This window comes from Chloroflexus sp. (assembly GCF_049970315.1).
Classification (GTDB): Bacteria; Chloroflexota; Chloroflexia; order Chloroflexales; family Chloroflexaceae; genus Chloroflexus.
Map to the genome: position 1 here is coordinate 1 of NZ_JBMFNE010000003.1, position 20,768 is coordinate 20,768.

Annotated in this window: 17 protein-coding genes and 1 pseudogene; 2 read left to right on the plus strand and 16 right to left on the minus strand. The window is 54.8% G+C overall.

The window, feature by feature from the left end; translation table 11 throughout:
- The 15 genes from ACP5OT_RS02565 to ACP5OT_RS02635 form a co-directional block, all read right to left on the minus strand.
- Nucleotides 1-1,805: choice-of-anchor Q domain-containing protein (locus ACP5OT_RS02565; protein ID WP_428131235.1), on the minus strand; the 1,805-nt coding region annotated here is incomplete at its 3' end.
- A 378-nt stretch (nucleotides 1,806-2,183) separates the two neighbouring features.
- The gene (locus ACP5OT_RS02570; protein WP_428131237.1) at nucleotides 2,184-3,653 is read right to left on the minus strand and encodes an NADH-quinone oxidoreductase subunit N; all 1,470 of its coding nucleotides are present in this window, start codon (nucleotides 3,651-3,653) and stop codon (nucleotides 2,184-2,186) included.
- A gap of 92 nt (nucleotides 3,654-3,745) precedes the next feature.
- A complete protein-coding gene (locus ACP5OT_RS02575; RefSeq protein ID WP_424676319.1) occupies nucleotides 3,746-5,323 on the minus strand; it encodes a complex I subunit 4 family protein in 1,578 nt (525 codons plus the stop codon).
- A 135-nt stretch (nucleotides 5,324-5,458) separates the two neighbouring features.
- Nucleotides 5,459-7,387, minus strand: a complete 1,929-nt coding sequence (nuoL, locus tag ACP5OT_RS02580; RefSeq protein ID WP_424676318.1) for an NADH-quinone oxidoreductase subunit L — start codon at nucleotides 7,385-7,387, stop codon at nucleotides 5,459-5,461.
- 6 nt (nucleotides 7,388-7,393) lie between these two features.
- Nucleotides 7,394-7,696, minus strand: coding sequence for an NADH-quinone oxidoreductase subunit NuoK (gene nuoK, locus ACP5OT_RS02585; RefSeq protein ID WP_287908885.1), 303 nt, complete (start codon nucleotides 7,694-7,696; stop codon nucleotides 7,394-7,396).
- Nucleotides 7,696-8,202, minus strand: a complete 507-nt coding sequence (locus tag ACP5OT_RS02590) for an NADH-quinone oxidoreductase subunit J family protein (protein ID WP_424676317.1) — start codon at nucleotides 8,200-8,202, stop codon at nucleotides 7,696-7,698. Before ACP5OT_RS02590 ends, nuoK begins: the two co-directional genes overlap by 1 nt.
- A gap of 95 nt (nucleotides 8,203-8,297) precedes the next feature.
- Nucleotides 8,298-8,795: an NADH-quinone oxidoreductase subunit NuoI gene (gene nuoI / locus ACP5OT_RS02595; protein WP_012616319.1), complete on the minus strand. Its 498-nt coding sequence runs from the start codon at nucleotides 8,793-8,795 to the stop codon at nucleotides 8,298-8,300.
- Between the two features lie 72 nt (nucleotides 8,796-8,867).
- Nucleotides 8,868-10,091, minus strand: a complete 1,224-nt coding sequence (gene nuoH / locus ACP5OT_RS02600; protein ID WP_424676316.1) for an NADH-quinone oxidoreductase subunit NuoH — start codon at nucleotides 10,089-10,091, stop codon at nucleotides 8,868-8,870.
- Between the two features lie 13 nt (nucleotides 10,092-10,104).
- Nucleotides 10,105-12,816: an NADH-quinone oxidoreductase subunit NuoG gene (nuoG, locus tag ACP5OT_RS02605; protein ID WP_428131240.1), complete on the minus strand. Its 2,712-nt coding sequence runs from the start codon at nucleotides 12,814-12,816 to the stop codon at nucleotides 10,105-10,107.
- Between the two features lie 162 nt (nucleotides 12,817-12,978).
- On the minus strand, nucleotides 12,979-14,283 hold the full coding sequence (nuoF, locus tag ACP5OT_RS02610; protein WP_428113622.1) for an NADH-quinone oxidoreductase subunit NuoF: 1,305 nt from the start codon (nucleotides 14,281-14,283) through the stop codon (nucleotides 12,979-12,981).
- A gap of 35 nt (nucleotides 14,284-14,318) precedes the next feature.
- A complete protein-coding gene (locus ACP5OT_RS02615; protein WP_424676313.1) occupies nucleotides 14,319-15,011 on the minus strand; it encodes a complex I 24 kDa subunit family protein in 693 nt (230 codons plus the stop codon).
- Nucleotides 15,012-15,241: 230 nt separating this feature from the next.
- Entirely contained in the window at nucleotides 15,242-16,477 is a 1,236-nt protein-coding gene (nuoD, locus tag ACP5OT_RS02620; protein ID WP_424676312.1) for an NADH dehydrogenase (quinone) subunit D, read from the minus strand.
- Between the two features lie 2 nt (nucleotides 16,478-16,479).
- Nucleotides 16,480-16,998, minus strand: coding sequence for an NADH-quinone oxidoreductase subunit C (locus ACP5OT_RS02625; protein ID WP_424676311.1), 519 nt, complete (start codon nucleotides 16,996-16,998; stop codon nucleotides 16,480-16,482).
- A 1-nt stretch (nucleotide 16,999) separates the two neighbouring features.
- Nucleotides 17,000-17,524 (minus strand): NADH-quinone oxidoreductase subunit B, encoded by a 525-nt coding sequence (locus ACP5OT_RS02630; RefSeq protein ID WP_424676310.1) that lies wholly within the window; start codon nucleotides 17,522-17,524, stop codon nucleotides 17,000-17,002.
- A complete protein-coding gene (locus tag ACP5OT_RS02635) occupies nucleotides 17,515-17,871 on the minus strand; it encodes an NADH-quinone oxidoreductase subunit A (RefSeq protein WP_012616327.1) in 357 nt (118 codons plus the stop codon). The genes ACP5OT_RS02630 and ACP5OT_RS02635 overlap by 10 nt, the downstream gene beginning before the upstream one ends.
- Nucleotides 17,872-18,174: 303 nt before the next feature.
- On the opposite strand from ACP5OT_RS02635, the pseudogene icd reads away from it, so the two are divergent.
- Nucleotides 18,175-19,512, plus strand: a pseudogene (icd, locus tag ACP5OT_RS02640) (NADP-dependent isocitrate dehydrogenase); the annotation flags it as partial.
- Between the two features lie 108 nt (nucleotides 19,513-19,620).
- A complete protein-coding gene (locus tag ACP5OT_RS02645; protein ID WP_428113625.1) occupies nucleotides 19,621-19,977 on the plus strand; it encodes a CBS domain-containing protein in 357 nt (118 codons plus the stop codon).
- A 218-nt stretch (nucleotides 19,978-20,195) separates the two neighbouring features.
- On the opposite strand, the gene ACP5OT_RS02650 is transcribed toward ACP5OT_RS02645, so the two are convergent.
- Nucleotides 20,196-20,576, minus strand: coding sequence for a GxxExxY protein (locus tag ACP5OT_RS02650; RefSeq protein WP_424676309.1), 381 nt, complete (start codon nucleotides 20,574-20,576; stop codon nucleotides 20,196-20,198).
- Nucleotides 20,577-20,768: the final 192 nt, after the last annotated feature.

The window sequence follows — 20,768 nt, forward strand, 5'->3', positions numbered from 1 at the left end:
GGGGTGTCTGTCGCCGTCGGGGTCGCCGTCGCCGTCGCCGTCGTCGTCGGGGTGTCTGTCGCCGTCGGGGTCGCCGTCGGCGTGACCGTCGTCGTCGGGGTGTCTGTCGCCGTCGGGGTCGCCGTCGGCGTGGCCGTCGCCGTCGCCGTCGGGGTGTCTGTCGCCGTCGGGGTTGCCGTCGGCGTGGCCGTCGCCGTCGCCGTTGGTAGCACCGCCGTCGCCGTCGGGGTGTCTGTCGCCGTCGCCGTCGCCGTCGGGGTGTCTGTCGCCGTCGGGTTTACCGTCGCCGTCGGGGTCGCCGTCGCCGTCGGGGTCGCCGTCGCCGTCGGGGTCGCCGTCGCCGTCGGGGTGTCTGTCGCCGTCGCCGTCGGTGTGACCGTCGCCGTCGGGGTGTCTGTCGCCGTCGCCGTCGCCGTCGGCGTGACCGTCGCCGTCGCCGTCGCCGTCGGCGTGACCGTCGCCGTCGGGGTCTCCGCCACCGTCGCCGTCGGGGTGTCTGTCGCCGTCGGGGTGTCTGTCGCCGTCGCCGTCGGGGTTGGAGTTGGCACAGATGCCGTAAACTCAAACGCACCTATGTCGCAGCGGGCTACACTATCACCATCACCATCGACCGGACGAGCGACACCGCGCTGATCGCTAACTGAAGGACAGTAGCCTGTTACGGCGTCAATTGCAGGAGAACCTGGTGACAAGGGGAAGAGTTGACGCCCCGGCCCACCAAAGTCAGTAAGTGGACCAAGATTCGGATCGGCGCCAAGATTGCCTCCATTATTGATGCCGCAAGCATTTATCCAATTCAAACTAATCGGATTTATACATCCTTCAACAATAGTGTGGGTAAACCTGGGTGTTGCTCCAGATACATTACTTACTCCAGCATGGGCCTGAGCACTATTACCCCAGATAATCACCCTCCGTACCTCAGGATTACTGCCCGAGTTATTATACATCCCGCCACCCTTCTGGTCTGCGTGGTTGCCGCTAAAGGTGACGTGGATGATCTCTGGACTGCTATTTGAATTAAACATCCCACCGCCATAATCAGCACGATTGTTGGCGAAGGTCACATTCTTCAGAGTTGGATTAGTGGTGGTACAGATGGTACTGATCTGTTCATTAAACATTCCTCCGCCAAAATAGAGCGCAGTGTTGTCCATGAACGTAACAGTCTCTAGCTCTAGTCCGCAAAGACTGTGATCATTGTACATCCCACCACCGCTCGAGGCATAATTACCGGCGAAGGTAATGTGACGTAGCGAAAAGCTACTATTGTAGCTGTACAGCCCACCACCTTTGTCGAAAAAAACTCCACCATCCGCTTGGCCCCCGGTAATCACAAATCCGTCAAGAACGGCGCCGGTTACTCCAGATGCTGTGACGACGTGATAGCTGTTCGCGCCATTGATCTCCGTTGTCACACCGTTAGCGTCAATACTATCGTTGTTATCAATATCGCCGCTCAGAACAGTGATATTGGTGATATTACGTTGACTCAGACTTGTTTCGATACCGGCAAATCCTCCATAAACGGCCACATTGCTCTTAAGTGCAAAACTATCACTACGTGTACTTCCGGGTTTATAGACACCCGCCTGTACCCAGATCTGCTGACCGGCTACCGCATTGGTAAGCGCAGTCTGCAAGGTACATGCATTCGCCCATGACGAACAATCGCCACTGCCTACTGCGATCGGCGCTACATACAACACACCTGTTGCTTGTACTGGTGCCGTATTGTAGCCGATAATGGATAGACACAGCACGATAATTGCACTAGCGATTACCAACGGATGTTTGGCATTCATAGCGCACCTACGACGACAATTCAGACCCATGCTCAACGCTAACCCATCCCCTCTGTCACTACGGCACCATCTAACGCCCATCATCAAAATGCAACTGCATCCTTCGACATGAGTGCAACCGCTCTTCTTGGAGTATGTCTTGTTCAAATACCAAATACGCCCTAACTATGGTACAGATAAGGATACGACAACGATGTTACCGAATTGTTACCGAAAGAAGGGGAATTTACCAGAGAGGGCAAGAATGCTGGTTGTGTTGGTCAACACCAACCGATGACTACAACGGATTGTAGTCATCGCCACCCAACCGAATACGAACATGCAAATCCCCCTTCTCTCGCGCCGGAGAGGAGGGGGAGGCGATAACAGAACCTTTTTCTATCCACCAAACACTACCAATGACCGCTCAACCAGTGCAAAGACCGGCGCCGGAATCAGGCCAATTGCAATCGTCCCAATCGCAGCAAGCGCAATATCAACGGTTAGGCCACGGTTTAGGGTTGGGGTCGGTTCGCCTTCTGGTTCGGTCATGAACATACGAATAATAACACGGAGGTAGAAGAAGGCTGCAATCGCGCTCGTCACCACCCCGACCAGTGCCAACCAGGGCAAACCACCTTCCCATGCGGCGGTCAGAGCATAGAACTTTGCCATAAATCCGGCCATTGGCGGAACACCGGCCAGCGAGAACATAAAGATTGCCATAGCCACTGCCAACAGCGGCTGACGCTGGTACAGGCCGGCAAAATCATCGAGCCGCCACGCATTTTCGCCCTGATGCTCAAGCGCAATCAGTACGGCAAACGCACCAAGATTACTCAACGCATACACCAACATATAGAACAGGAACGCTTCAGGCCCGCGCTGCTCGCCGGCAACCATCACCCCAAGCATCACATAACCGGCATGACCAATGCTCGAATAGGCCAGCATCCGCTTTACATTCGTCTGCGCCACCGCACCGAGATTACCAACGACCATGGTCAGAGCAGTCAGCCCGGCCAACACCGGCAGCCAGTATTCATTGAGCGTAGGCAAGCCCTCAAAGAGCAACCGCACCAGGGCTGCAAGCGCGCCACCTTTGGTACCAACGCTCATAAACGCCGCCACCGGCGTCGGTGAACCCTCATAGACATCGGGCGTCCACATGTGGAAAGGTGCAAGCGCCACCTTGAACGAGAAGGCGATCAGCACCATTGCCGCCCCACCGAGCAAGAGCGTTAGGTTCAGATCACCGATACCGCGACTCGCTGCATAGGCCCCGATCTCGCCGAGCCGCGTCGAGCCGGTAGCACCGAAGATCAAGGCAATCCCGTAGACGAAGAAACCGGCGGCAAACGCCCCTAACACCAAATACTTCATCGCTGCCTCTTCCGAGGTCAGTCGCGGGTAGGCAAAACCGGTTAAGATATACAGCGTAATCGAAAGAGTTTCTATTCCCAAAAAGAGCACAATCAGATCGGTGCCTTGAGCCAGCAAAATCATCCCGCTCACGGCAAACATGATCAATGGATAATACTCGCCCTGCTCGATCCCTTGACCAGGCAAATACTCCAACGACATTGTAATGCTGAGAATGCCGATCAGCAGGAAAATCCATGTGAGCGTGAGCGCAAACGGATCCAAGCGCAGCATGCCGCCAAAGGTCGTACCGGTCACGCCCCACAGCGGCAAACCGACCAATCCGGCTGCTACCAAGCCACCAATCGCGAGATAGCCGGTCAGTTTCTTGCGACCATCAGGTATGAAGAACACATCAACTAACAACAACACCGTCGCCCACGTAACAACAACTAACAGGGGCGCCAGTAAACGTAGATCCACCGGTGGGATCGTCAATGAATCCATGTGTATCTCCTCCTCAACGGCATAGGGGCGGTGAACGGTCTGCCCACCCCTCAATGCCGGCAATACGTTTTAGAAGATCATATTCCGGTTCATCAACTCCCCGCCACTTGCGCCATCAAATCTGCTACGAGTGCAGCCACACTATACTGCATTCCATTGAAGAAGAACACCGGATAGATGCCGATCAATACAATAGGAATGCTCAAAAGCGCAAATGTCGTTAGCTCACGCCGATTCAAATCGGGCAGCTTCGTATTATCCGGCTGATGTACCTCACCCATAAAGAGCGAGCGGAAGAGTTTGAGCAGATACGCGGCGGCCAATACGACACCGCCGACGGCAAAGGCAACGTAGATCCATCCCAGCAAAGGTGAACAGAATGCGCCGGTGATGATCGTAAACTCACCAACAAAACCGTTGAGACCCGGTAGACCGGCCGACGAAAGCGCAACCAGCAGACTGAAAGCGGCAAAGACCGGCATTACCTTCCACAACCCGCCGTAGGCTGCCAATTCGCGAGTATGTCGCCGTTCATAGAGCACACCGACCATCAAAAAGAGCGCACTCGTACTGAGACCATGATTGACCATCTGCAACACAGCACCGCTAATTCCTTCGGTGTTGAGGGCAAAGATTCCCAGAACGACGAACCCCATATGGCTCACCGACGAATAGGCGACCAACTTTTTCATGTCCGATTGAGCAAAGGCAACAGCCGCGCCGTAAATAATACCGATCACGGCAAGTATCGCCAGTGCCGGTGCTGCCCACTGCGAGGCTGCCGGGAAGAGCGTCAAATTGTAGCGAATCATGCCGTAGCCGCCCAGCTTCAACAACACCCCTGCCAGTACCACCGAACCGGCGGTCGGCGCTTCAACGTGGGCATCGGGTAACCACGTATGGAACGGCCATAGCGGTACTTTGACGGCAAAGGCCAGGAAAAATGCGCCAAACAGCAGCCGCTCGGTGAGACTATCAAGGGTCAGCCGACCGGCGCGCAAATCACTAACAAACCGGCTAAAACTGAAGGTACCGCGAAATCCAGGCTCAATTTCGGCAATCGCATTACGGTGCAGGATATGCAATGCAATTAACGCCAACAGCATGAAAACTGAGCCGGCAAATGTGTAGAGAAAAAACTTACGCGCTGCGTAAATTCGGTTCTGACTACCCCAAATACCGATCAAGAAGGTCATCGGGATAAGGGTAAACTCCCAGAACAGGTAGAATAACAAGAGATCCTGCGCGAGAAAGACGCCGATCATGGCCGTCTGCAAGATCAGCAGCAGAATCTGGAAGTTACGCACATCTTTATGCACCGAATCCCACGTCGAAAGCACAACGATCGGCCCCAAAAAGGTGGTCAACATGACCAACCAGAGGCTGATCCCATCAATGCCCAAACTATAAGTTGCGCCAACAATCGGCAACCAAGGCACTTCTTCGACAAATTGCATGACCGGCGATGCACCGACGACAGTTGTCTGGAGCGGATTTGTTTCAAACCGCAGCGGCAACAGGAGCGAGAGCAAAAAGACGACCACCATCGTGGCAAGTGATACCCGGCGGGCCAGCTCGGCATTGGCGCGCGGCACAAAGAGCAGCACCAAGGCGCCGGCTGCCGGCAACCAAAGGATGAGCGAGAGGAGCGGAAAGCCTAGCTGATTCATAAATCTCCCCTATGGAGCAGCGTATCAACAAGCTGGTTGTCAACCGCTGCCCCGGCCATCCCACACCGGACGCAGCGCGGCGCGACCGGCAATCAGATTGCCAGACACCCGATCCGGTTGCGCCACCGGTTGCGCCTAGCGGGCAAACCAGAGCATAAAGCCAAGAACGAGTAACACGCCGACGGTGAAGACGAGCGCATAGGTGCGCACATAGCCGGTTTGCAAGGCACGCACCCCATTGGCCAAACCACCGAAGAAGCGGCCAATACCCATCACCAATCCATCAACACCCTGCGGATCGAACACGAGGGCGAGAAAATCGGCCAGCCGCTCGAAACCGGCAACCACCGTGCGCTGGTAGAAGCGATCAAGGTACCACGCTTCCGCCATCCCTTCCCAAATATCACCGCTGTAGCGGTAGGCTGGGTCTTTACCGCCAATCTTGATCTTAGCCGCGTTGACGGTATAGACCCACCAGCCAAGATAGCCCATACCGACTGCACCGATAGTGGCTACCAACGCCAGCCACAGATTAAATTCGCCGGCCTGCTCGTGCAACACCGGTTCGAGCCAGTCGGTCAACCAGTGCAACACCGGTAGATTGATGGCACCACCAATGACCGCCCCAACAGCCAACACGATCAGCGGTACCGTCATCACCGACGGACTTTCGTGCGGATGATAGCTCGGATCACGTTGTGTCCCGAAGAAGACCAACGCAACCTGCCGACCCATATAGAAGGCGGTAAGCAACGAGGTGAGGAAGAGGATCAAGAAGATCGGAGTGTGCCCATGACTCACCGCGTGCGCTAATATTTCATCTTTACTCCAGAAGCCGGCAAACGGGATAATCCCGGCCAGCGCCAACGCCCCAATTAGATAGGTGCGGAAGGTGATAGGCATCGCATCCTTCAAGCCACCCATACGCCGCATATCTTGGGTATCATGTGTCCCATGGATGACCGAACCGGCAGCCAGAAAGAGCAGTGCTTTAAAAATGCCGTGGGTTAACAAGTGAAAAATTGCGGCGACATACGCTCCCATACCACACGCTGCCACCATAAAACCCAATTGGGAGACAGTACTATACGCCAGCACTCGCTTAATATCCCATTGAGCCATTGCCGCCGTACCGGCGAGCAGCGCAGTCAACGCCCCGATCCATGCCACCCAGCCTTGCGTTGTAAACGAGGCCACGAAGAGCGGTTCGGTACGCGCCATCAGGTACACCCCACCGGTCACCATAGTCGCGGCGTGGATGAGTGCCGACACCGGTGTAGGACCGGCCATTGCATCAGGGAGCCAGACGAAGAGTGGGAATTGTGCACTCTTACCGGTTGCCCCGATCAGTAGGAGAAACGAGATCGCTGTGCTTGCAAAGATTGGCTGCCACGTAGGACCAATCCGCAAACCGGCAATATCGCTCACCCGCTCGAGAAAACCGAGTTGACCACTTTCGCCATCGCCGTAAAAGTTGAGGGTACCAAAATAGGCAAAGATGGCCAACATCGCTAAAATAAATGCCGCATCACCAATTCGGTTAACGACAAACGCTTTGACTGCCGCTTCGCTGGCCGATTTGCGCTCGAACCAGAACCCGATCAACAAGAACGAACACAGACCGACACCTTCCCATCCGAGGAAGAGCAGCAACAAATTATTTGCCATCACCAGAAAGAGCATCATGGTGACGAACAAATTGAGGTAGGCGAAATAGCGCACCACCCGCGGATCACCGTGCATATAGCCGATCGAGTAGACGTGAATGAGCGCACCAACACCGGTAATCAACAGCGCCATGACTGCCGTCAGCGGATCGAACATCACGGCAAACGGCACTCGAAAACTACCGGTATTGATCCATTCCCACGCCGTACTCACAATCCGTCGCTCTTCCGGTGGCATGCCGGCCAACATACTGACCGCGATCAGCGTCACTACAAACGCTGCCGCAACCATACCGCTCGCCACCAATCCTGCCTCACGCTCGCGACGAATCACAAACACGTTTAACAAAAAACCTATAAATGGCAGCAGCGGTATCAGCCAGATCAACAGTTCCATGGTTGGCTAGCCCTTCAATGTACTGACTTCATCCACATCTGCTGTACGTTTGGTACGGAAAATCGATACCAACAGCGCCAAACCGACCGCTACTTCAGCAGCGGCCACCGTAATGACAAAAAAGACTATCACCTGTGCTTCAACTCCAAGCCGCTCACGCGCAAAAGCTACCAAGGCCAAATTCGCCGCATTTAGCATCAATTCGACCGACATAAAGATCACAATTGCATTCCGTCGTAGTAACACACCGAGCACGCCGATGGTAAACAAGATGGCGCTGAGCAGCACATAATACGACGTGGGCACCATCAGATTTTCCTCCCGCGCTGACTCAACACAACAACGCCCACCACAGCAATCAGCAGAATAAAGCCGGTTACTTCAAACGGGAGCAAATAATCGGTAAAGAGTAATCCACCCAGTGAACGCGGATCGGTAAACGACACGAGCGCTGCACCGTCGGGTGGAGGGGTGGTAGCACCGCCTAACCCAACCACAACCGCTACGACCAATAATGCCAAACCGAGTACCAAGGCCAACGGCTGCTGCCATGCGATACGGTCAGGTGCATCTTCGACCTTTTCAGCGCCCAACAACATGACGACAAACAAGAAGAGCACCATGATCGCACCAGCATAGACGGTAAGCTGGATCGCGAAGAGAAATGGGGCATACAAGAGAAGAAAGAGCACTGCAATAGCGGCAAAGTTGAGTAGTAGGAAGAGTGCGCTATGCACCGCATTGCGCGATACCACCATCGCGACTGCCCCAACAATTGCGATCAGCGCCGTAATCAAAAACAAGATCAATTCCATACACCGCGCTCCATACGGGACGGGTTTGCAGGCGCAAAGCTAGCCGGATGAGACCGATTTTGCGGGCAACCGCATCCCCGTAGCAACCAACCTGATCACAGATCAATCTTTGCCGGCGGGCTAGGCTGGCGATTAAGCTGCTGCAAAATCGGCGGCGGCTCACCGTGCCCCTTGTCCGGAGGAACTAACAACATCTCTTTGGTATAGATCGCAGCACGGCGATCATAGAAACTGAGTTCGTACTGATGTTCGAGCACAATCGCGTTGGTCGGGCAGGCATCTTCGCAGTACCCACAGAAGATACAACGCAGCATATTGATCTCATACACGGCAGCGTAGCGCTCACCGGGTGAACGAGGATTAGCCGGATCGTTTTCCGCCGGTATGACTAAAATTGCATCTGCCGGACAAGCGGCGGCACACAGCGCACATCCAATACAGCGTTCTTGACCGTTGGCGAACCGTTTGAGTTCGTGACGACCCCGAAACCGTTCCCGCACCGGTCGCTTCACTTCAGGATATTGAACAGTAACCGGCGGTTTAAATAGATAACGTAGCGTTGTGCCTAACCCCTTGACCAGTTCTTTGATCATAGCTCTATCCTTTCAGCGGGTTACAGACTACCCGTGCCGTTCTACCATATGATATTCCTCTGACAACGCACGCTAATTCCCATGCGGCAATTGAATATCGCCGACTAACGTCACATTGTCAACCGGTTTGGGAGTACGGTTGAAGCCAATCGCAATCGCAATCGTCAATGCACCGAGGCCAAACAAAACCCACGAATGCACGACCCGATCGGGAATGAGCACTATCACCACGGCGGTGTAGGCGAGATTAAGGAGACCCAACGGCAGCAACCACTTCCACCCCAGATCCATCAGACGGTCGTAGCGCAGACGCGGCCATGAAGCCCGGATCCAGACCGAAATAAAGAGGAACACAACCACCTTGAGCAAGAATGAACCGAGCGAGACAATCCCGAAGACAATGCTACCGGCAACCGGCCCGGCCAGTGCTGTCACTTCACGGCCGAGGATGTCGAGACCGGGGAAATGCCAACCACCGAAGAAGAAGGTGACGGTCAATGCCGAAACGGCGATCAGTTTGATGTATTCGGCCATGAAGAAGAGGGCAAACTTCATCGAGCCGTATTCGGTGTTGTAACCGCCGGTCAGCTCTTGTTCGGCTTCGACCAAATCGAACGGCGCCCGCACCACTTCGGCAGTAGCGGCAATCATGTAGAGGAAGAAGCCGAGCAGTTGGGGAATGACGCCCCACAACCAACCACGCTGTTGGGCGATGATCTCGTGGGTCGAGAGCGTACCGTATGTCATTACCACGCTCAGCACCGCGCATCCCAGTGCTAACTCATACGAAATGAGCTGGGCCGAGGAACGGATCCCACCCAACATCGAATATTTGTTGTTTGAAGCCCAACCGGCCAGGGTGATTCCGTACACACCAATACTCGTTATCGCGAGAATGTACAGAACCCCAATATTCAAATCGGTAATCTGTAGAATATTCCACAGATTGGTGCGATTGGGATCATAACACGCTTGATAATCCCAGTTCAGGTTGAGACAACCAAATGGGATGACCGCCCAGATGATCAATGCCGGTATCACTGCTAATGCCGGAGCCAATAAGTAGACCGGCTTATCAGCCAATGCCGGCACAATATCCTCTTTGAAGAACAGCTTGACCGCATCGGCAGCCGGTTGTAAAAAACCGGCCGGCCCGGCCCGGTTAGGACCAACACGGTTTTGCAATCGGGCCAACAGCCGCCGCTCAAACAGGGTTAGATAGGCAAAGGCGGTAGTCACGGCCAGCGTGATCACAAAACATTGAATAACGATAATCAGAATGGTAAGCCAATCCATAATCGCTTCCTTGCTACCCCATCACCACCTTAGCCAGACTTACCCGTGTCCGTGGCCCAGTTTCGATGGTCGCTGCCGCGACATCGGCCAAACCTGCCGGCAACAAGACAATTCCTGCCGGCAAATCGGCCGACACCCGTGCTGCGATCACCAATTCGCCGGCGGCTGAAGTGAGACGCACCCGATCACCGCTATGAATATTCAGCTTCACCGCATCCTCGGTACTGATAGCAACATAGCCGGGTGGGATCAACCCTTGTAGCTTCGAGCCACGTAGATGGCGGTCGCCATCGTAAGCCAACACCTGTTCGAGCAACAGGAGCGGACGTTCATCGGTAAATGGTGTGGTCGCGCCGGTGAAGGTCAGCCGCGAGGAGGCCATCGCCGCCAAGGACGGCAAGACCAGGCCAACACCTTCACTGTTGGCATAACTCGTTCCGTCGTAATAGATGGCGTCATCAAACTGACGCCCCCAACCGCCACCGGTACCGGTAGCGGCCAGTGCAGCGTAGGTGATGCCGGCATAGCCTCGTACCTGAGCGGCGATCTCATCGGCTACATCAGATGCGACCACATACTCCCAAGCTTCTCCTTTCACAGGGATAGACCCGTTACGTCCACCCCCAATCGGGACCATTGCCAGCGCATTAGCAACTGCGGCCACAATTTGCCAATCGGGGCGAGCCTCACCAACCGGCGAACAGGCTTGCCGCGAACGCTGCACCCGCCGTTCGGCATTAGTGTAGGAGCCTTCACGTTCGGCGACGCTTGCCGCCGGCAACACAACATCGGCCAGTTCGGCACTAGCGGTGAGGAAGAGGTCTTGCACAACTACAAACTCAGCAGCATCGAGGGCAGCACGTGCGGCAGGTAGTTTAGCCGCCGGATCGACACCGGCCAGCCAAATGGCCCGCACCTTACCGGTTTGAGCCGCCGCCCAGATGCCGTTGGCATCCAACCCGCGTTGTTTACGTGGCTCGTACCCAGGCCCGGCATCGGGGCGCACACCCATCTCGATTGCACCGCGGCTATTGCCGCCCGCCAACAATGCGATCATACCATTATTGGCCTTCCCCACCTTGCCGGTCAAGATCATCAGCGCAGCCAGTGTCTCGACCAAGGCCAGACCGGCACTCCGCGCTTCCCAACCGTAGACGATCAGACTGTGCTCGGCAGTGAGGAAACTCTGGGCAATTGAGGTCAATACGGCTTCACTTAAGCCACACGCAGTAGCAAAATCGGCCAGCTTAGCCTGACTTAATGATCGGCGCAATTCATGCCAGCCCTGCATCCGTTCAAGCGTCGCCAGCTTAGCACCGTTCTCTAAGGCTGCCTTAAGCAAACCTTGGGCAAACGCCAGCTCACCTGCCGGTGCATACCGCACCACCGTCGTTGCCGAGCGTTCGAGCTTCGTCGGGCGTAGTCCGGCGACAATCAGTTTACCGCCGCGCTGAGCAATACCGCGCAGACGTAGCATATAGAGAGGTGCTTCTTCTTCAGGATCGGCTCCTACCACCAGCACCACCGCTCCGGTACCCAGTTTGCTCAAATCCGTCTCTGGGCCAGGTGCTAGCAACCCACCCATCTCGTCGGGAGGTAACGCCGCCGGTCCACCGATCCCGGTATCGATATTCTCGCTTCCCAGCTCACGTAGCAAGCGTTGGAACAGGTAGAGATCCTCGTTGCTAAGCTGTGCTCCGGCCAACCCGGCTAACGCATTCCCCCCATAACGTGTCCGAACTATCGTCAATTGATCGGCCACCACTTCGAGTGCCTCATCCCAACTGACCGGAACCAGTTTGCCATCACGCCGTACTAACGGTGTGGTCAGGCGGTCCGGCGACTCGATAAAGCGATGGCCATAGCGTCCTTTGTCACAGATCCAAATATCGTTGACGGCCGCGTTCTCACGGGGCATCACCCGCATCAGCCGATCGTGACGCATATCGAAGGTCAAATTACAACCAACCGGGCACAAGGTGCAGATCACCGGCTTACTCTGCAACTCCCATACCCGTGCCTTAAAGCGAAAGTCACTGCTAGTCAGCGCCCCCACCGGACAAATATCGGTTGTATTACCGGAAAATTTGCTGTTGAAGGGTGGGTCCGATTTTGAGATAATCATCCAGTTACGGCCACGATTATCGAAACCGAGCACCGGATCATCGGCAATTTCATCTTGGAAACGCACGCAGCGCGCGCAGAGAATACAGCGTTCGCGGTCGAGATAGATCAGATCGCCGAGCTTAACCGGCTTTTCAAAATGGACCTTATCGTTGTAATCGAAACGTGAAACTGCCGGCCCCCAACCCATCGTCAGGTTCTGCAACGGGCATTCACCGCCCTTATCGCATACCGGACAATCGAGTGGGTGTGAGGTCAGCAGAAATTCGAGAATGCCACGCTGGGCGAACTTCACCTCTTCGGTGGTTGTTTTTACCACCATACCAGGGCTAACCGGTGTGGTACAGGCCGTCTGCAACTTTGGCATCATTGTGATCACAGGTTGACCGTTAGCATCGAGCACCGGCTGACGTGTCGCCGGATCGATCTTTGGCGTACCGACTTGAACCAGACACATACGGCACATACCGACCGGTTTTAGGCGTGGATGGTAACAAAACACCGGGATCGCAATTCCGGCCTGACGGGCTGCGTCCACAATATTAGTACCGGCAGGCACCGTTACTTGCACACCATCGATGGTAAGCGTCACATCTGACATTGTACGTTACCCTATTCTAGTAGCGGGTGTACCTTTGGCCCTTCGTCCCAGACTCTTTCCCACGGAGGCGGTAATTTGACCCGCTCCCGCTGTGTAAGCGGAAGGGAACCTACCCCGGCGGTCAAGATATCCCAATCCCCAACTCACCGTGTTGCGCTTGTCCTACCGGTGAGCTGTCAGCCGAATATGGTGTCCATTATGACCAACACTCCGCTTAACCAGCGTCTCGAATTCATGTGGGAAGAGCTGCAATGCACTTTTTATCGGCATCACCGCACTTTCACCAAGCAGACAGAAGCAATTCCCGGCCATTTGGCGATAAATGCCGTGGAGGGTATCAATATCAGCCGCAGTCGCGTGACCTTCCTCCACCATACGATGGAGTACTCGCACCAACCAATGGGTACCCTCGCGGCAGGGCGTACACTTCCCACAACTCTCGTGCTTAAAGAACTCATCCATCTTGTAGGCGAGGTGTGGAGCCGAGACGGTATCGTTGAGCACAATGACTGCCCCAGAACCGAGCATCGAACCGGCAGCCGCCAAACTTTCGTAATCGAGCGGCACATCGAGATGATCGGCGGTCAACCATGGTGCGGAAGCGCCACCGGGAATGATAATCTTCACCGGACGACCACCTTTCATCCCACCACCATATTCGGGCGACTCGATTAACTCGCGGAGAGGAACACCAAAAGGTAGCTCATAGTTACCGGGCCGATTCACATGACCGCTCAGCGAGAAACATTTTGTACCGGGGCTTTTCTCGGTGCCGTGGGAACGGTACCAAGCCACTCCCTTCTCGACGATCCGCGGCACATTCGCCAAAGTCTCAACATTGTTGATAATTGTCGGCTTACCGTATAATCCAGCGACTGCCGGAAAGGGGGGTTTCAAGCGAGGCTGACCAATTTTACCTTCCAACGACTCCATCAATGCAGTTTCTTCACCGCAAATATATGCACCGGCACCACGATGCACATAGATATCGAGATCGAAACCGGTACCAAGAATATTCTTACCCAGAAAACCTGCTTCGTAGGCCTGCGCAATTGCTCGTTCAAGCGTGCGTGCCGCAGCGGCAAACTCGCCGCGCATATAGATGTACGCTGTATTGGCCTCGATGGCGAACGCGGAAAGAGCGACGCCTTCAATAAGCTGATGTGGATTTTTGTCGATAATCTGATGATTGTTGAATGTTCCCGGCTCCGATTCGTCACAATTGCAGAGGAGATACCGCGGATAGACCCCCTTAGGCAAAAAACTCCATTTAATTCCGGTAGGAAAACCGGCGCCACCACGGCCACGGAGACCGGAGTCCTTCACCATTTGCACAATATCGGCCGGCGTCTTCTCGGTGAGGGCATAGCGATACGCCTCCCAACCGCCATGACGCCGATAGACGGCAAAATCTGAAATATCAGGGATGTCAAGTTCCCGCATGATAATATGTTCGGTCAACCCCATCGTATCCATCTTTCTAGCGCGCTACCAACGCGGTATCACAACGGCGAAGCCTTGCGCGTATCAGGGCGTTCAAGACCGGCATCAGCCTCAGGAGCCACCGCCGGTGGTGGTGTCGTCGGTGTAACCGGTGGTTCGTTCACAAACTCGCGTGGCCGATACGGTGAAAAGCGTTCGATCTGGACAAGACGGCCATCGCGGGTAAACTCATAATCTTCGGCAAAACGGCCGCTCACACCCTGTTTGCGTGCTTCAGCAGCTCGGGCCCGCAAATCGGCGAGCAACGTCTGCACTCGTTCGGGGGTTACATCATACACATAATTGAGGTTGGCCTGGAGAACCGGTGCGCGGTCACAGGCGGCCAAACACTTCACTCGTTGCAGGGTAAACATACCATCAGGTGTTGTCTCTTCCTCGTTGATGCCGAGTGTCTGCTTGAGCGCTGCTATCAACTCTTCAGCGCCACAATAACAACATGGCACATCATCACAGACTTGCAACACCCACGTCCCAACGGGACGGTCGTAAAAGAGTGTATAGAAACCGACCACTTCGTAGACATCGGTCGGTGGTAATTCAAGGATCGCGGCTACTTCACAGATAGCATCATCGGTGAGATAGCCGTAGGTATCTTGAGCAAGGTACAACAATGGCAAGACTGCACTGCGCTTACTGGCGTAGCGCGCGATAATCGACTCGATTTCAGTTTGATAAGTTTCGCGTAGCGTCACTGTTTCCTCCGTGGTTTCCTCGCCATGAGGTCCCTCTCCCCAGCCCCCGCTTCCACGTGGTGAGCAAGGAGAACCCATCCTTTGCGTCCCTTGCCCCCTTTGCGCCTTTGCGTTAGCGTCCTCTGCTTCCTCCGCGGCCTTTGCGTGAGCATCTTTGCCCACCTCTGCGCTCTTTGCGTGAGCAATCTTTGCGTTAAAGGCACCAATCCCTAACCCACACATCAAACCCGTCAGCGATCCACCTCACCGAGGACTGGATCGAGGCTGGCGATTAATGCAACCAAATCGGCCACCAGCCGACCTTTAGCCATATGCGCCAGACTCTGAAGATTGATAAATGACGGTGCGCGGAAATGGACACGCCACGGTTTGGGACTACCATCACTCACCACATAGCAACCGAGAATACCACGGGGTGATTCGATGCTTACATAGGCATCGCCACGCGGTGGCTTGAAGCCCTCGGTCCACAGTTTAAAATGGTGAATGAGCGACTCCATACTTTCGGTAATCTCACGCTTAGGCGGTGGCGCAACTTTACGATCAGGAGTTATCACGGGACCAGGTCCCAACTCGCGCAATCGTTCGGTTGCCTGTTGCACAATCTTCACGCTTTGGCGCATTTCAGCAACCCGAACACGGTAGCGATCATAGATATCGCCATTCTTGCCCACCGGAATCTCAAATGAATACGTCTCGTAGCCACTATAGGGCATTGCCTTACGCACATCGTAAGCAACGCCGGTCGCGCGCAGATTGGCGCCGGTCAGACCAAGGGCAATTGCCGATTGGGCATCAATAACACCGACCCCAACCGTCCGTTCGAGCCAAAGCGGGTTGGCCGTCAGTAAATCCTCGTATTCATCAATCCGCGACGGCATAATGGCGAGGAACTGCTCAACGGTAGGAATAAAATCGGCGGGCAGATCGTAAGCCAGCCCACCGATCCGAAAATAGCTGGTCATCATACGCGCGCCGGAAACCAACTCGAAAATATCGAGGATCTGCTCACGCTCACGGAAGGCATAGAGGAAGACACTCATTGCCGCGAGATCGAGGGCGTGCGTACCGAGCCAGACCAAATGCGAAGCGATCCGCTGCAACTCGGTGAGCAGGACACGGGCAATCTGGGCACGTTCAGGTATCTCAACACCGAGCAACTTCTCAACGGCCAGTGCATAACAGAGATTATTCGAGAGCGGAGCCAGATAATCCATGCGGTCGGTCAGAACTACCGCCTTTTGGTAAGTTTTACTCTCCATCGTCTTCTCGATGCCGGTATGGAGATAGCCGACATCGGGAGCGACATTCACCACCACTTCGCCATCAAGTTCCAACACAAGCCGCAATACACCGTGGGTACTCGGATGATGCGGCCCCATATTTAGCACCATCGTCTCGGTACGCCCGGTCACTGCCGGCTCGATGATCTGCTGTGGCGTCGGCACCGTGATCGGTTCAGTCATGGCTACTCCTTCGCGAACGGCTTGTGCGCGTAGATTCGGTCCTGATTAAACGTAAAGGCAACTTCTTCCTCGCCTAACGGATAATCCTTACGCAGAGGATGCCCAATCCAGTCCTCGGGCAGCAAAATGCGGGTCAGCGAAGGGTGACCGGTGAACGTAATGCCCAACAGATCGAACGTTTCACGCTCCTGATAGTTCGCCGTCGGGAACAGTGGTGTTAACGAGGGGACCGTAGGGTTCGGCTCATCACATCCCACTTTCAGACAAACCCGATGGCGATGGCGCATGCTGGTCAGATGAGCCACGACTTCAAAGCGCGGCTTGCGTCCGAGATAATCAACGCCACACAGATTTTCGAGGAACGTATACGCTAATTCCGGATCGTCACGGAGAAGTTGGGCAGCAGCCAGATAGCCGGCGGGAGTCAGCGTCACGCTTAAATCGCCACGAAACTCGTTCACGGCCACAATGTCTTTCCCAACCCGATCACGCAATACGGTGAGCACCGTCTGATTGTTCATACTACTTCACCTGCACAAGTGGCCGATCAATGCGGATCGGAGCTTCCTTCTTCCCGCTAAGCTTCTCGCGCATCACTTTCTGATGCAGCATCATAATGCCATCGATCAAGGCTTCGGGACGCGGTGGGCAACCGGCGACATAGACATCGACCGGCACCACTTCATCGACGCCCTGGACGATGGCGTAGTTGTTAAAGATACCACCGCATGCTGCGCAATCGCCCATGGCGATGACCCACTTCGGTTCAGGCATCTGATCATACAGACGACGCACGACCGGCGCCATTTTACGCGACACACGCCCGGCGACAATCATAAGATCGGCTTGGCGGGGTGACGCACGGTTCAGCTCCATGCCAAACCGTGATAGGTCATAGTTACTCGCCTGCGCCCCCATCATCTCGATAGCACAACAGGCTAACCCGAACAACAACGGCCACATCGCATTGGTACGGCCCCAATTCACGACCGTCTCGAGGGTCGTCGTGACAATACCAAGATTACCGGCCTTCTCTTCTATTCCCATCGCAAGGCCCCTTTCTTCCATTCATAGACGAAGCCGACGATCAGTACGAGAAAAAAGACACCCATCACAACCAAACCGGCCGGCCCGAGCTGGCGAAACACCAGTGCGAAGGGGTAAAAGAAGACGACTTCGATGTCGAAGACGATAAAGAGCATCGCCACGACATAGAACTTAACCGGAATACGTCGGATTGCCTGCCCGATCGGATTCATTCCTGACTCATAGGGTGCCAGCTTGCGCGGCGTACTGCGACGCGGACCAAGCAGTGCAGAGAGTGTGATGACAAAGGCGGCGATGAAGACGGCGATGAGAAACAAGATCAGAACCGGAATGTATGATTCAAGCATACGCAGCCTCACAGTATGCAGAGCGCCGGCCTGCCGGTGCGGGCAGAGGTGTCAAGGGAATTATACTTGTCTTCAGGGTTGTGTCAATGCGAACGATCTAAGGAAGTTTCTTGTGCGATCTGTCTGCAAAAGTGGGAAACAATGTAAAGACAGGAACATACATTGCACGGATAACGGCTTTTCCGCACGGCGATGCCCATCAAATTCGTGCAGGAAAATGTTGTGGCGTGAGAGTCGTCAAGAGAACAATTGTCGGCTATAATACAGGCCGCAATCTATTGTAAGGTGTGAAGGAGTCGAACTATGAATCCCACGCCAAAAGGCGAAGCCATTCAAATCGTCAACGGGCGCCTACAAGTGCCCGATCACCCGATTATTCCTTTCGTTGAAGGTGATGGTACCGGTCGCGATATTTGGCGGGCCAGTGTGCGGGTCTTCGATGCTGCGGTAGCACTGGCTTATGGTGGCAAGCGCAAAATCGAGTGGCTGGAAGTATTGGCCGGCGAAAAGGCCTTCCAACAGACCGGCAACTGGCTACCCGATGAGACCATTGAGACGTTCCAGAAGTATCTAGTTGGAATCAAGGGACCGCTCACAACACCGGTTGGCGGCGGTATCCGCTCACTCAACGTAGCGCTGCGCAAGCATCTCGACCTGTATGTCTGTCAGCGACCGGTACGACACTTTGCCGGTGTACCGTCGCCGGTTAAGCACCCCGAAAAGGTTGACATGGTCATCTTCCGTGAGAACACGGAGGATGTATACACCGGGATTGAGTATCGTGGTGGTAGTCCAGAGGCGGCCAAGATCATCGAATTCTTACAGCGTGAATTCCCAAAGGATTTCGCGAAGATTCGGTTTGGCACCCCTGAACAGACCGACGAGTTTCGCCGTTTGATCGGTGAGGAACCAGAAGGTAAGATCGAAGTCGGGATTGGTATTAAGCCAATCAGCCGAATCGGTACCGAGCGCATTATGGCGGCGGCTATTCAATACGCGATTAATTACAAGCGGAAGAGCATTACCATTATGCACAAGGGGAACATTCAGAAGTTCACCGAGGGGGCCTTTCGCGATTGGGCGTATGAATATGCCGAGCGAGCGTTTGGTGATTATGTCTATACGTGGGCACAGTGGGAGCGCACGAAAGCGGCACGTGGCGAAGCAGCAGCTAACGCCGAGCAGAAAGAGGCGCTAGCCAGTGGCAAGATTCTGGTCAAAGACACCATCGCCGACATTATCTTCCAACAAGTGCTGACCCGGCCAGACGAATTTGACGTTATCGTCGCGCCAAACCTCAATGGCGACTACCTCTCGGATGCGTTGGCAGCGCAAGTCGGTGGGATCGGTATCGCACCCGGCGGTAACATCAACTATGTGACCGGTCACGCCATTTTCGAGGCGACCCATGGTACGGCACCGAAGTATGCCGATCTCGACAAGGTGAACCCCGGTTCGGTGATTTTGTCGGGAGAGATGATGCTGCGCTATATGGGTTGGACGGAAGCTGCTGACCTTATTATTGCCGGGCTTAAGCGCACGATTGCCGACAAGACGGTGACCTATGACTTCGCCCGGTTGATGGAAGGGGCACGCGAGGTGAAGACCTCAGAGTTCGGTAGCTTGATCATTGCTAATATGGAGAAGATCGCTGCCGGTCACGTGCCCCATCCTGAAGCGACCTTCGGACCAGAGATTCTGCGCCGAGCTGATGGTAAGGTTTATCCGCACGATAGCGTGGGGGCGGTAATGACGCGGGCCGTGGTAGCGGTACCGGCTGAGGCATCGTTGCGCGAAACGGCGATCTATATGCGTGGGCGCAATATCCACTCGGTGATTGTTAAGCCGGATGCGAGTGGACAGTGGGGCATTATGACCATGCGCGACGTGTTGAAGAAGGTCGTGCGCGAGGGTCGAGCGGTTGATGGTTTGACTGTCGGTGATCTGACAACACGGCCCTTGCTGAGTGTTAGCCCGGAGACTTCTATCGCCGAGTGTGCGGCGCTGATGGTCGAGCGTAATATTCGCCGGTTGGCCGTGGTTGAGAATGGTGAGCCGATTGGGATCATCTCGGAGACCGATATCTTTAGTCACGTGGCGGAATAGAAACGCAGAGAATTAACGCAAAGGCGCAGAGCACGCGAAGCGCGCAAAGGGTTGGAGTCACACAAGCGCGCCCCTCCCTCTACCAAAAACCCTCTGCGCACTGCCGATTAACGCAAAGGCGCAGAGCACGCGAAGCGCGCAAAGGGTTGGAGTCACACAAGCGCGCTCCTTCCTCTACCAAAAACCCTCTGCGCACTTTGCGTCTTTGCGTTTCCGCGTTACAGGCGATTTACAACACGATGAATACCATCTTTTACCATCCGCTCACCGAAATTGATGACGAGGGCAAGCTTTAGACCGGACAACCGCAAATAAGTGAGTGCTTGCGCCGTAAACACCTCGTTGTAGAAATTCACGGCTTTGCATTCGACGATGACTAATCCACCCACCAGGAGATCGATGCGGAGTGGGGTTGCCAGTGTTTGGTTTTTGTACTTGATCGGCAGATATTTTTGTTGTTCAACTGGAATGCCGGCTTGTGATAATTCCCATACTAGTGCTTCTTCGTAGATACGCTCGAGTAGGCCCGGTCCGCCAAGATTACGATGTGCTTCGATTGCAGCAGCAATGATGTGGTGGCTGAGAATGTTTTCGTTCATGGTGTAACTCTTGAATGTAGATTTGCCTCCTCATTAAGTAAAACCGTTTGAACAGGTGAAAGGATTCGCGGCAAAAACGCAAAGGCGCGGAGAACGCTAAGGCGCGAAGAGGCGAGTATTGGCATGTAAGAGTACTGTTATTCTCCCACAAAACTCTCCGCGCTCTCTGCGCCCTTCGCGTCTTTGCGTATC

What these genes read in the sequence shown, in the direction of transcription:
- ACP5OT_RS02635 (WP_012616327.1), bottom strand. Translation starts at nt 17,871, where the DNA reads ATGCTTGAATCATACATTCCGGTTCTGATCTTGTTTCTCATCGCCGTC.
- nuoL (WP_424676318.1), bottom strand. Translation starts at nt 7,387, where the DNA reads ATGGAACTGTTGATCTGGCTGATACCGCTGCTGCCATTTATAGGTTTT.
- ACP5OT_RS02650 (WP_424676309.1), bottom strand. Translation starts at nt 20,576, where the DNA reads ATGAACGAAAACATTCTCAGCCACCACATCATTGCTGCTGCAATCGAA.
- ACP5OT_RS02625 (WP_424676311.1), bottom strand. Translation starts at nt 16,998, where the DNA reads ATGAACAATCAGACGGTGCTCACCGTATTGCGTGATCGGGTTGGGAAA.
- nuoH (WP_424676316.1), bottom strand. Translation starts at nt 10,091, where the DNA reads ATGGATTGGCTTACCATTCTGATTATCGTTATTCAATGTTTTGTGATC.
- nuoF (WP_428113622.1), bottom strand. Translation starts at nt 14,283, where the DNA reads ATGGGGTTGACCGAACATATTATCATGCGGGAACTTGACATCCCTGAT.
- nuoK (WP_287908885.1), bottom strand. Translation starts at nt 7,696, where the DNA reads ATGGTGCCCACGTCGTATTATGTGCTGCTCAGCGCCATCTTGTTTACC.
- ACP5OT_RS02570 (WP_428131237.1), bottom strand. Translation starts at nt 3,653, where the DNA reads ATGGATTCATTGACGATCCCACCGGTGGATCTACGTTTACTGGCGCCC.
- ACP5OT_RS02590 (WP_424676317.1), bottom strand. Translation starts at nt 8,202, where the DNA reads ATGGAATTGATCTTGTTTTTGATTACGGCGCTGATCGCAATTGTTGGG.
- nuoG (WP_428131240.1), bottom strand. Translation starts at nt 12,816, where the DNA reads ATGTCAGATGTGACGCTTACCATCGATGGTGTGCAAGTAACGGTGCCT.
- nuoI (WP_012616319.1), bottom strand. Translation starts at nt 8,795, where the DNA reads ATGATCAAAGAACTGGTCAAGGGGTTAGGCACAACGCTACGTTATCTA.
- nuoD (WP_424676312.1), bottom strand. Translation starts at nt 16,477, where the DNA reads ATGACTGAACCGATCACGGTGCCGACGCCACAGCAGATCATCGAGCCG.
- ACP5OT_RS02575 (WP_424676319.1), bottom strand. Translation starts at nt 5,323, where the DNA reads ATGAATCAGCTAGGCTTTCCGCTCCTCTCGCTCATCCTTTGGTTGCCG.
- ACP5OT_RS02645 (WP_428113625.1), top strand. Translation starts at nt 19,621, where the DNA reads ATGACGCGGGCCGTGGTAGCGGTACCGGCTGAGGCATCGTTGCGCGAA.
- ACP5OT_RS02630 (WP_424676310.1), bottom strand. Translation starts at nt 17,524, where the DNA reads ATGGGAATAGAAGAGAAGGCCGGTAATCTTGGTATTGTCACGACGACC.